Origin of the sequence: Ruminococcus flavefaciens (assembly GCF_900116855.1) — a bacterium.
GTDB lineage: Bacteria > Bacillota > Clostridia > Oscillospirales > Ruminococcaceae > Ruminococcus > Ruminococcus flavefaciens_R.
Window position 1 is genome coordinate 326,147 of record NZ_UETD01000002.1, and the last position, 12,097, is coordinate 338,243.

General features: G+C 49.3%; 7 protein-coding genes. All 7 read right to left on the minus strand.

Annotation, left to right across the window (positions count from 1 at the left end):
• Window positions 1–50 precede the first annotated feature (50 nt).
• A complete protein-coding gene (locus tag DSZ37_RS01565; protein WP_109725215.1) occupies window positions 51–1,598 on the minus strand; it encodes an oligosaccharide flippase family protein in 1,548 nt (515 codons plus the stop codon).
• An 85-nt stretch (window positions 1,599–1,683) separates the two neighbouring features.
• Window positions 1,684–2,445, minus strand: a complete 762-nt coding sequence (locus DSZ37_RS01570; RefSeq protein WP_109725216.1) for a zinc ribbon domain-containing protein — start codon at window positions 2,443–2,445, stop codon at window positions 1,684–1,686.
• A 68-nt stretch (window positions 2,446–2,513) separates the two neighbouring features.
• The gene (locus DSZ37_RS01575) at window positions 2,514–3,257 is read right to left on the minus strand and encodes a type 1 glutamine amidotransferase (RefSeq protein WP_109725217.1); all 744 of its coding nucleotides are present in this window, start codon (window positions 3,255–3,257) and stop codon (window positions 2,514–2,516) included.
• Window positions 3,254–4,591, minus strand: coding sequence for a MurT ligase domain-containing protein (locus DSZ37_RS01580; RefSeq protein ID WP_109725218.1), 1,338 nt, complete (start codon window positions 4,589–4,591; stop codon window positions 3,254–3,256). Before DSZ37_RS01580 ends, DSZ37_RS01575 begins: the two co-directional genes overlap by 4 nt.
• A gap of 17 nt (window positions 4,592–4,608) precedes the next feature.
• Complete coding sequence (locus DSZ37_RS01585) at window positions 4,609–10,377, minus strand: DUF4011 domain-containing protein (protein ID WP_109725219.1); 5,769 nt, start codon at window positions 10,375–10,377, stop codon at window positions 4,609–4,611.
• A 134-nt stretch (window positions 10,378–10,511) separates the two neighbouring features.
• Window positions 10,512–11,387, minus strand: a complete 876-nt coding sequence (locus DSZ37_RS01590) for a hypothetical protein (protein WP_109725220.1) — start codon at window positions 11,385–11,387, stop codon at window positions 10,512–10,514.
• A 14-nt stretch (window positions 11,388–11,401) separates the two neighbouring features.
• The gene (locus tag DSZ37_RS01595) at window positions 11,402–12,067 is read right to left on the minus strand and encodes a UDP-N-acetylglucosamine pyrophosphorylase (RefSeq protein ID WP_109725221.1); all 666 of its coding nucleotides are present in this window, start codon (window positions 12,065–12,067) and stop codon (window positions 11,402–11,404) included.
• Window positions 12,068–12,097 lie beyond the last annotated feature (30 nt).

Sequence of the window (12,097 nt, forward strand, 5' to 3'; positions counted from 1 at the left end):
ATAATTCATTAATAAAAAAATTGCAATACTAACATAAAATTTTCTACATTTCATAGTACACGGCTAACTGTTTGTTGTGCATTATCACCAAATAAAACTGCTTCTGATTTACTAAATAGCTTTACTTTTCCCAAAGCGGAGAAGATAAGGCAGTAGAACGCCCCCCAAACAACAATGAACAGGGCTGAATATAGCAGTTTTTCTTCTGTAAGCCCCATGAAACGGAATATCAGCTCCGACAGGGACATTGTTGAAAAAGCAAGCGTCACAGGCAAAGCAACGGTCCGCAAAAGTGAAGCTTTTGCGCCTGATGCTCTTATTATCCTTATGAAACGTGAACTGTTTCCAATGATATTGCTGGCATAATAGGATATCACGATGCCATAGAAGCCTATACGCGGCACTAGTATCAGCACTGCGGTTATCCGTATAATGTACTCGGCAAGATAATTCACGGACGAAAAGCTTTGAAGCCCCAGCCCTTTTATCATTGACTCCAGAACTATCTCCATGTAGATAAACGGCACAACGGGAGCAATGATTGTTATCATTCTTCCCGCGAGTGCCCCCCCTCCGAGAAGCTCACCTATTACGCTTCCGAAGCGCATGAGCACAGCTGCTGCAAAAACCGAAAACATAAGCGTACACGCCTTTAACCGCTCTGTCATACGGCGAATCCTTTCACTGTTTCCCGAAGCCCTTGCACGGGCTGCTTCACTGACTATTATTCCCGATACCGAGCATAATACCACCGACGGGAAGAACAGTGTTGGAATGACTATCCCCTCAAAAACCCCGAACTCTCCCAATGCCCGTCCTGCGGAGTCCCCGTACTGCCGCAGACATATGGGTATCAGGGCGTCATTTGTACTGCTCAGGACGGCAGTAAGAATGCTCCCACCCATTATGGGAAAGGAAAAGGCTGCATAGCGCCTGAATGAAAGAGAGCACATCCCCTGCGACCTATGATAGTTCTTTATGTAGACCGTTCCGAGAAATATCAGTGAAACTGCATTGCCTGCGATGACTCCGCCTATCATTATGCCGCATACTGCGTCCTCGGTCACATTTCCTGTCATAAGCGTCATGACAACTATGTAGACGCATTTTGCGGCAAACTCAGTTATATCGCCTGCTGCTGAGACCGCAGCCCTCCGCGTCGCATTAAAGTAGCCTTTCAGACAGGCTGTAACTGCTCCCGTAACAAGTGCAAAGGGCATCTTTCTCAGGGCTGCGGTCATGTGGGCGCCGCTGAAGAACCGCAGACTGACAGGCTCGGCAAGTATGACAACTGCCGCAGACACAGCGGCGCTCAGCAGCAGGCACAACTTTATGCCGTGGACAAGAATTCCGTTTGGGTCACCCTCGGGCTTTCCCAGCTCCTCGGAGATAAGACGGCTGGTACACAGAAAAGCATTACCGTTTGACAGTATGCCTGCAAGTCCCAGAAATGAACCCATGAGCGAAAGTATACCTATGGCAGATGTGCCGAGATTTTTCGTTATGAACACATTGAGCAGCAGTGCAGCAGAGTCAAGAATGAGCTGCATGACCGTGAGAATAACGGTATCCCTTATTATTTTGCTTCTGATTATCATAGCTTCCTCCCTATCGTACTTATACATAATATGGAGGTTTTGACGTAAAAATGACAAGGCGGACACATCTGTGTCCGCCTTAAAGTCATCTTTTTTTGTAGAGAATCAGCTCGGGATCGGTTATGTCCTTGCCATAGGAAACTACCATAAGAATATCCGAATTTGCTATGACTCCGAAGAAGCGTCCGTCACCAAGCTCGCTTTCAAGCTGATCGCCGAGGTATGTTGCATTGTCATCGAGAAGCTTTACCGTCTTGCCGTTGGGAAGCGGATATTCGATATTCACATAGGCTCCCACAAGAGCATTGAGCTTTTCGACATTCGGCATTCCCTCGATATTAAGAGAGTTGAACTCCTCAACGAGATTCTGCTTAAAGTCCTCAACGCCGTCATCCTCAAGCTCCTTACCCTGCTTCCAGTAGTCCAGCTTTGGAAGCATCTCCTTCATATATGAGCGAGCCTGCTCCTCGGAGAAGCCCTGTTCTGCCATGTGCTTAACGCAGACATCTATAAGATCGTCCATGTTATGGTACATGAACTTCCCGTCTGCATAGCACCATCTGCAATAGTCCTCGTTGAAGCTTCCGTCAGGTTCCTTACTGATAGAGCCGTCCTCAAGAGGCATTCCGCAGCACTGGCATTTCAGCTGTCTCGGTGAGCCGAGAAGTGTGTTGATGGAAACATCAAAAAGCTTTGACAGCAGCTTCAGCGTTTCCGTGTTCGGGACAGTGTCCCCTGTCTCCCAGCGTGATACAGCCTGTCTGGTAACAAATACCTTTTCTGCAAGCTCATCCTGTGAAAGACCGTGTTTGTTTCTGAGTTCAAGTATTACGTTTTTTGTTTTCATAGTTTATCACCTCAAGGCTATTATACCACAGCTGTATCAAAAAGCAAGCAACTATCTGTTGCGCGGTATCACTTCTTCAGCAGCCTGTCCAGCATTACCTGACGGCAATCTTTTTCCAGCGTATCGTCAAGAGGCTCGAGAGCGATATGCTCAGACTCTCCCCTGTTGATGCAGTACTCTATCATGTAGTCCGATATCTCGGGATTTTTTGACAGGCAGGGGCCGTGGAGATATGTTGCGATGACGTTCTTCTCGCAGTAGCCCTCAGCTTCGCTCTTTGAGCAGTTTCCGTTGCCGTAAAGCACCTTGCCGAATGGCGTCTTTATACCCTGAGTCTGTCCGCCGTGATTCTCAAATCCCACAACCTTAACAGGCTTGCCCGTTATCTTTGTCTCAATTACGATATTGCCGATACAGCGCTTTCTGCGGCTGTTGGGTGCAACTGTGAAGTAGTCAAAGAGACCGAGTCCCTTTATATCGTTGCCGTCTGCGTCACGATAATACTTGCCCATGAGCTGATAACCGCCGCAGATAAGGAACAGAAATGTTCCGTTCTTGTATGCCTTAATAATGCCGTCTTTACATTTCAGCAGGTCCTCGGAAATGTGCTGCTGTTCAAGGTCAGCACCGCCGCCTATGTAAACAAGGTCATAGGAGCTGAAGTCGGGCATCTCGGAATCAATGGAATACTTGTCGATCTGACAGTTTATGCCTCTCTTTTTGCAGCGGAACTGAAGAACCTCCATGTTGCCGCTGTCGCCGTAGAGGTCAAGCATATCGGCGTACATATGAAGTATCTTTATAGTTTTCATTTGTTACCTCCATGCTTTGCGATATAGCGCTTCAATGCGCTTCTTGTGGGCTGAACAGCCGTATAGTTGGCAATAATGAACTTTCGCCCCTCAGTGCTGGCAAGCTCCTCAACAGCCTCATCAAGGTCGGGACGCACTACTATATTTGCAGGGTCATAGCCTGCGGTCTTGATACGGACTGCGATATCATACGCTCTTGTACCAGATGTAACTACTCTTGTAACACGCTCAAAGATACTGAAGTTTATATCGTATATCCATGATACGTCCAGACCGTCCGCAACATTGTCATTGAGCACGAAAAGGAGCTCCTTTTCGCCCTGCATCTCGTTCATAACACGGAGAGTCATATTGGCTCCCACGGGGTTTTTCGCAAGGTTGAGAGTTGCCTTTCTGTCACCCAGCATGAAGTTCTCCATACGTCCGTTCTTGACTGTGTAGCTGTTGATAACTCCATCGGTTATCTTCTGGTCTATGCCATAGAGCTTTGCCGCAGCTGCAACAGCTGTCATATTATAGACGTTGTATATGCTGTTGAGCTTTGGCGAATATGTATGACCGTCAGCTGTGAACACAGGCTTTTCAAGGTCGATATCCTTTGCGGTGATATAGGGCTCGTAGTTTCCGAAGCCGCACTTTTTACATATGAATTTGCCGATGTGCGAATACTGGTAGTAATCGTACTCCAGCGCCTCACCGCAGAATGGACAGAAGCGTCCCTCAGAAGCTTCAAATATCTTCTGTGTCGCAAAGGCATAGGGCTCTGCGTGGAAGTACTTCACGTTGTTGTTTTTGGGATTAGCTCTGCCAAGACGGGCAGTATTCGGGTCATCACCGTTGAGTATGAGATTGCCCTCAAAGGTCTTGCAGAAGCCGTTTATCTTCTGTATAAGGGTCTCCATCTCTCCGTTTCTGTCAAGCTGGTCACGGAAGAAATTCAGCACCACCAGTGTGTCAAGCTTCAGCTGCGAATACACAACGGGAACATGAGACTCATCGGTCTCCAATATGAGGTAGTCCGCCTTGACCTTGCCAGACATATCGCAGTGTCTCAGCAGCAGGGAGCATATTCCCGTATCAAGGTTGTTGCCCTCTTTGTTTATGATTATCTTCTTTCCGCTCCTCTCAAAGAGCTGAGCGATACAGTTGGTAACAGAGGTCTTTCCGTTGGTTCCCGTTACCGCGATTATGGGGCAGTCCACCTTGAACATGGATACTGCCTTATGCCTTGAAAGGTGCCACAGGATTATTCCCGGAAGGTTTCCTGCGTTTCGGTGCATAAGTCTCAGCACCTTTACTATTATCTTGCCGATTATTATCAGAAGTCGTTTCAATTTCGTCCTCCGTGTTATTAGTTTCCAGTATATGATACTCTTCCGTCCTCGGAAAAGCCTATCCAACCGCGCTGCTTTGCAGCCTTTATGCCCAGAGCAACAGAGGTCTCAAGAGTGGGAGTTATCCTTGTGAAGCCGAAGAGATGTGCCACCTCGCGAAGAAGGTCCGGACGCTCCATAGCTACCTGACGGGACATTATTTCCTTTATGCCCACAGCTATCTCCTCGGGAGCCACATCGTCTATGTCACGTTTTTCGTCGTCCTTGTAGACTGTGCGGCACTTGTCGTACTCCTCGGGAGACTGAGTTCCCAGCCATACATACTCATTCTCGCCTGCTGTTGTGACCTTTGCGTCAGCTTTTTCAAATGCAGACTCGAACAGTGCCTTCATATTAGCTCCCGGACGTGATATGCCCCAGCATGAGAAGGTCTTTTTTGCAAGTGTCTTTTTATTCATAGGAGCTTCCGTCGTCAGTATATCGCTTATGCACTTGCTAATCTTTGCAAGGCTCACCTCGCTGAAGTTTTCCGAGCTTCCCAGTGCCTTTATCTTAAAGGGCTTGAACTCGTCAAAGCTCTCGGAGAAACTGCTTACCTCCTCGGTCTCGAATACCAGCTCCTGCTTCTTCTTTTCCTCAGTCTTGGGAGCTGCCTCGGGATGGCGGTAACGCTCAACAGCTGAATCTATCTCGTTCTTTATCTTGCTGAGCACCTTTTCCTTATTGTCCAGCCAGTCGATGATATAAACGCTCATGACGTTCCAGCCAAGTCCTCTCAGCACGCTTGGCTGAGACAGACTTCTGTCGCTGGCGGTGCCGTTGTGGAAGTAGGACTCGTTTCCGCAGTTGATACCCATGATGTAGGTATCGGGTTTGTCGGGATTTACCACTGCCACATCTACCTTATAGTCTGAACAGCCAACACTGCACTTGCACTCGTATCCAAGCTTTCTTATCTCCTCGGCAACTACTGTCTCGAAGCCCTCCGAGCTGCTCTTGGAACCTGCTCTTACGGGGAGAGCACTTCTGCCCCTTGCAGCAAATTCGAGGAAGCCCTTGAGTCCCTCAACACCGTCGGAGCGTGTGCGCGAAAGGTCTATCATATCGGGTGTGATGACAGAGAATACTATCATCTTGCACTTTGAACGGGAGATAGCAACATTAAGACGCCTCCAGCCGCCGTCACGGTTAAGTGGTCCGAAGTTCATGGACACCTTGCCGTCCTTGTCAGGACCGTAGCCGATAGAGAACATGATAACATCTCTCTCGTCGCCCTGAACGTTTTCGAGGTTCTTGATGAGTATGGGCTCATACATCTCATTGGCGTACTCCTCAAGCTTGGGATCCTCGCGGTAAGCATCTATGAGAAGGTCATCGATAAGGTTCTGCTGGGGAAGACTGAATGTAACGACACCGATACTGAACTTTCTCAGCTCGGGGTCTCTCAATCTGCGGCAGATCTCCTCCACGACAGCTTGTGCCTCAGCCTTGTTGGTACGGGTAGAGCTCTTGTCATAGTAGCCCTCAACGTGTACCCAGCTTACCTCAGATACCTGATCGTCAGGCGACGGGAAGGTGTAGAGCTTGTTATCATAATACTTGGAATTGCTGTATGCGATAAGGCTCTCATGACGCGAACGGTAATGCCAGAGCAGATGCTTCTGCGGCATGGACAGTGCCAGACAGTCATCCAGAACGCTTTCAAGGTCTTCTTTTTCGTAGTTCTCCTCGTCCACCTGATTTGAAGCAAAGAAGCTTGTAGGCGGAAGCTGCTTCGGGTCGCCGACTACGATGACATTTTCGCCTCTTGCAATAGCTCCCACAGCCTCACAGGTGGGAAGCTGAGAAGCCTCGTCGAAGATAACAAGGTCGAACTTGGGATAGGATGGGTCGATGTACTGTGCCACGGATATAGGGCTCATAAGCATTACGGGACACATCCTGCGCAGCAGGTTGGGTATGCTGTCGAAAAGCTTTCTGATAGACATCATTCTTCCGCCCGACTTGATAGCCTTCTGGAGTATGCCTATCTCAGAGCTGTTTGCAGAACTTCCGGGAGTGGGTATCTTTGCTGACAGTTCTGCTGCCAGCTCCTTGATTGAGAGTGTGGAGAAGCTGTCCAGTACCTCACCAAAACGTCTTATGGTGTCCTCGAAAAGTGTTCCTTGGAACCTTGAAAGCACGGGATTGCGTGATATAGTGCTTGTCACCATAGCCTTGCTGATATCGCAGTCAAATGCGCCTATAAGCTGTTCTGTCGGCACCTCGCCGTTCATGTAGGCGTCTGCCACATTGCCGATACCAAGCTCTCTGAGCCTGTTGCAGATAGTGACGATACCTGTCCATTCCTTCAGCTGAGGAAGTGCATCTATAACGGCGTCTGCCTTCTGCTGAGCGTCGCTGCACCAGCTGTCACCGGTGATGAGCTTGTCGGTATTTATGCCGAAGCTGCTGCGGAGCTGTGAAGCCACATTCTCAAGAGCGGCAAAGTCTGAGGTTATCTTTGAAGTATCACCGTTTACGCCCTGTGTGAGACTGGTGCAGAGCTTCTGCTTTATCTCGGGACTGAATGTTGAAGCTGAGACTCTTTCGCCGAGTTGTGAGGAGCGCTCAACGCATTTCTCAATAGCTGCCCAGTCCGCATTCTCGTCAAGTCTGAGACTGCCGAAATACTTCATCAGCTCGGGCTGTGCGGAAGCTACATTCTGCTTCAGCTGCTTGAACTGGTTTATTTTGTCATAGAACTGCGTGATGTTCTCTTTTGTTACTGTCGAGGAGGTCTTGGCGTGGGCGGCAAGCTCCTTTACAAGCTTGCTGCTGCCCATGCTCTTTGCAAGGAACCACTTGCCCTGTGCTGTCTTCCACCTTACAAGGGCATCAGATGCGTTATAGTCAAGCACTGAAGGCTCGAATTTGGCGAGGAGCTCCTCCTTTACCTGTGAAAGAGTCTTACCCGTGCCTATAAGAGCCTGCGCAGGCTCCTTGAAGCCGTTCCAGCGGCTGTCGGAGATAATGTCGGGAAGTAACTGCTCGCCGCTTGCAGAGGCTGTGATTATCTCCGCCGCCAGCTTGCACTCCTCGAATGTCATCTCGCTGCTGCCCGTGAACTGCGCCAGCTGCTGAGTATCTCCCTGAGCTGAGGTGAGCGCGTTCTTGAGCTCCCTGAGCTTTGCTTCCATTGCTCCCCTTGTTTCGGGAGTGCATGAGGTAAGCTCGCAGACGCCCAGTGCAGTTGTGGTAACGTCACCGAACTCTCTGCCTGCTGCGGCAAGGCTCTCCAGAGTCTCACGCCATGTTGAGTATGAGGTCTCGCTCATTGCATCCAGCTGGTCATTGGTAAAACTGAACTTGCCGCCAAAAGAGCTGTTTTTCTCGTATCTTACAGCTGCATCGTACATTGAGCAGCCGAAATTGCGCTTCTTGTGTATCTCCTCCATTGTACCGTTGAGCTCACGGCGCATTTCGGATATTTTCTCAGCCTGAGCCTTGTACTCCGCGGGCTTCTTTATCCTGCCCACGTTGAGGGTCTCCTCAAGCTGTTTCAGAACTGCGCGTTTCTGCGCCTTGTTGGAATGGAGCTCAATACAGAAGGGACCCAGTCCCACCTTGTTGAGACGCTTTTCAACTACGGAAAGTGCAGCCATCTTCTCCGCAACGAAAAGCACGGATTTTCCCTGATACAGCGCACTTGCTATCATGTTGGTGATGGTCTGGGACTTACCGCTTCCGGGAGGTCCGTGGAGCACGAAGCTTTTGCCCTGCGAAGCCGCATACACAGCCGCAAGCTGTGAGGAATCCGCACTGAGGGGAACTACCAGATCTGTGGGTGCTACCTTGTTGTCAAGGTCAAGTGGAGATATGTACAGATCGTCCCCTGCCCACTCGGTCTTGCCTGAGATAAGACTTGCAACCACCTTGTTCTTTGCAAGCTCGTCAGCACGGTTGCGTATATCGTTCCACATGATGAAGCGGTTGAATGAGAATTGTCCGATAAAGGCGTAGTCAACTATATCCCATCTGGGCTGGGACATGATGCCCTGACGGACGGTGTTGAAAATAAGCTGCAGATTCACGCCGTTCTCGTCCTCGGGAACAGGATCAAGCCCGTTTATGTCGATGCCGAAGAACTGGCGGAGCATTTCAAGCATGGTTATGTTGACCTGTGTATCCTCATCACGCATACGGATGAGGTAGGTCTTTTCCTGCACCTTTCTGATGATATCAACAGGCACCAGTACAAGCGGTGCATAACGAGCCTTATCGCTCTTTTCTGTCTCATACCAGCGCAGGAAGCCCAACGCCAGATATATGGTATTCACGCCGTTTTCCTCAATGCTCACCTTAGCCTGTCTGTGAAGCTTCTTCATTATCTTTTCAAGGTCGCTGTCCTTGATGAAGGTACGGAGCCTGTGACTCTTGAACTCCGCCTCGGATATGGTGGATATAAGGTCGCGGTCATTTTCTATCTCGAATATCTTGCTGTCTGTGAGTGCAAGTGTAGTATCATTGGGAACAGGCATCACCTTGAAGTCCTCGCCCTTGGATATCTCGTCCTCCAGAACGCCAAGATCACTTATCATGAGCTGTACGCTCATTGCCGAGGGACGGAAGTTGAGCAGGCTGTTTCTGAGGCTGAGGTCAAGGAGCTTTCTCTCCCACATTACCTGCTTGGTGACCTCCCTGCCCTCACCTGCGGCAATAGCCTGCTGAGCTATCTCATTGGGAGCAGAGGTTATCTCCGACTTCTTTCGGCTGCCGTAGTCCACAGCCTTGAATGTGCCGTTTTCGGATATTCTCGACGGTACGGGGCGTATTCCGCTTGAACGTGTACGGGTTATATCTATGGCAAAACAGAACTTTGCCGCATCATCAAGATGTGCCGCAGCGTGCTTCTCGGCACTGTCAAAGTCTGTATTCTTTCCTGCAACAAAATCCGTACACTCAACTATGCTGATTGCGTCTATACCGTGAGCGATACGCTTTGTAACTGCGGACATATCGTATTGCAGGCAGTCGGAAAAGGTCTCCTCCTCCAGCCAGCAGCCTGCAAAGGCGTGTCCCTGTATCATAATAAGCAGTGGATTGAGTCCCACAGCCTCAAGGCATGAGCAGTACAGCACAGCCAGATCGAGGCAGGTTCCCTGTTTGCCGTCAAGGACCGCATCGGGCATACGGATACGCTGTGCCTCCTCAAAGCTTGCGGGGGGCATGGTGTAGGCTATATTCTGCTCCTGAAGAGCCGCATAGATCGCTCCCATCTGCTGCTTGACGATGTTAGGGTTTCTGGTCTGATAGCCTGTGAATGCAGGATCGCCGCACCATTTCTTCATATAAACTCCCGCCGCAGAAATGATCTCCTGCACCTTGGGATGATTGGGCGTGACAAAGGCTGCTGCGGTCTCGGGCATAAAGTTTATTCCCGACCACTGATCGTAGGCAAGAAGCTCAATAGTCCTGCTCTCCTGTCCTATGACCTCATCGCCCTGAAGGGCTTCGATGGTGACGCTGCCCACAAGCTTCTCCGTAAGGTTGAAAAGCTCATCGGCAAGCATGATTATATTTACGGGAGCTATCTCAACGGGCTGAGATGGCGCAAGATCCACGGGTACTGACTCGAAGGTCTTTGCAAATTCAGGCTCAAAGCTGATCCTGAGACGAACGCTTTTCAACTCCTCATCGGTATTATTTGTCATTACCATATTTCTGAACACGGGAACGTAGTTCTGCTGCATCGCAAAATTGATCTGTGCGGTCATACTGCCGCTGAAAACAACTTTATTCTCCATACAGTCCTCCAATCTGCCAAAGGCTATGCGAATACTATTTCTATGATACCACATTTCGGCAGATTTTACAATATTTACTTTAAAAAATATATAAAAAAGCTGCCGCGGAAAAGCTCCGCGGCAGCAATTCTGTGTCAGCTGACGTAAAGATTTATATGATGTCCGTCTGTCTCGTTGAAGTTTCTTCCGTCGGCAGTGAATACGCCCTCAAAGTCGATGAACTTCTGATCCTCGGTCTTTTCCATCCACTCAGAGCCTGTGAAGCTTGCGGTTATCCTGCCGTCGGGAGCGATATTCGTTATCTGTCCCACGCTGATAAAGCTTGCTTTTTTGCCTGCTTCGGGCTCGAACTCGAATACAGCCTGAAGCTCGCCGTGAACGTCGGCAGTCTCTATATTGAACTTTATACGGTTATCGCCCTTGTCGGGAGTATATTTTCCGTCATAGCTGTTGAGAAGAATGCTCAGGTCTGCACCTGCGGACTTCTTCAGGTTAATCTCGTAATCGTCTGAGGTGAGAGTGCCGTTCTTCAGGTCAAATTCACCCGTAAAATCAAGGATATGGTATGTATCGGGGTGCTTCTCCCACTCCGAGCCTGTGAACTCCACCTTGATGATGTCATCATCGTCAGAGTCCTTTACAGTTCCCTGCATGAGATAGCTTCCCGTTGGAACGCCCTTATTGGCAGGGTCCTCATGGAATGAGAAAAGTGCCTGTATAACGCCCTCATCATCGGTACCGAATACGGAAAAATCGAGAGCGGTAAGTCCCTGTGTAGCTACATATGTACCCGAATATGTATTCACCAGCTCGGGATACTCTTTCTTTGCTGCTGTGGTTGCTTCTGTTGTAGCTTCTGTCGTTGTGACTGTAGTAGTTGTCTCTGTCTCGGTTGCGGTCGTAACTATCTCCGAGAGGTAGTCATCAGTATTATTGTCCGAGCAGGCAGCTGTAGCCGCAAGCCCCATAGCGCAGGCAAGAACTGCCGCAGATATTATCTTCCTTTTCAATTTTCCGCCTCCGTTCAGGACTTATGAACTACTACTCCGCCTGTCTTGTATATGCTGTCCGCAGGGATAACTCCTCTTACGCAGCTTGTGGGGTAGATATTGGAATTTCTGCCGATAACTGTACCGGGATTGAGAACGCTGTTACAGCCCACTTCTACACAGTCGCCCAGCATTGCGCCTATTTTCTTTATGCCTGTTTCAAGCTGCTCGTTCCCGTCCTTGATAACGACATTGGTCTTGTCGGACTTGACATTGGAGGTTATGGAGCCTGCTCCCATGTGGGACTTGTAGCCGAGAATGCTGTCACCCACATAATTGTAGTGTGGAGTCTGTACGTTGTCAAAGAGTATTACGTTCTTCAGTTCAACGGAGTTGCCCACAACACAGTTCTCGCCGACGAGAGCGCTCCCTCTTACGAAAGCACCGTGGCGCACCTCTGTACCTGCTCCGATGATGCAGGGAGCCCCCAGATAAGCTGTGGGGAAAACCTTTGCGGTCTTATGTACCCATACGTTCTCGGAGGGATTATCATACTCATCGGGACTGAGAGTCTTTCCCAGCTCGATTATAAAGCTGCTGATGCCCTTGAGAGCTTCCCACGGATATGTGAACCTGCTGAGATAATCCTTTGCAGCTGTATGAGAGAGATCGTAAAGATCTGATATTTTAACATTGTTCATGCTATTCAACTCCTGATCAAAATATATGCA

What these genes read in the sequence shown, in the direction of transcription:
- DSZ37_RS01595 (WP_109725221.1), bottom strand. Translation starts at nt 12,067, where the DNA reads ATGAACAATGTTAAAATATCAGATCTTTACGATCTCTCTCATACAGCT.
- DSZ37_RS01575 (WP_109725217.1), bottom strand. Translation starts at nt 3,257, where the DNA reads ATGAAAACTATAAAGATACTTCATATGTACGCCGATATGCTTGACCTC.
- DSZ37_RS01570 (WP_109725216.1), bottom strand. Translation starts at nt 2,445, where the DNA reads ATGAAAACAAAAAACGTAATACTTGAACTCAGAAACAAACACGGTCTT.
- DSZ37_RS01565 (WP_109725215.1), bottom strand. Translation starts at nt 1,598, where the DNA reads ATGATAATCAGAAGCAAAATAATAAGGGATACCGTTATTCTCACGGTC.
- DSZ37_RS01585 (WP_109725219.1), bottom strand. Translation starts at nt 10,377, where the DNA reads ATGGAGAATAAAGTTGTTTTCAGCGGCAGTATGACCGCACAGATCAAT.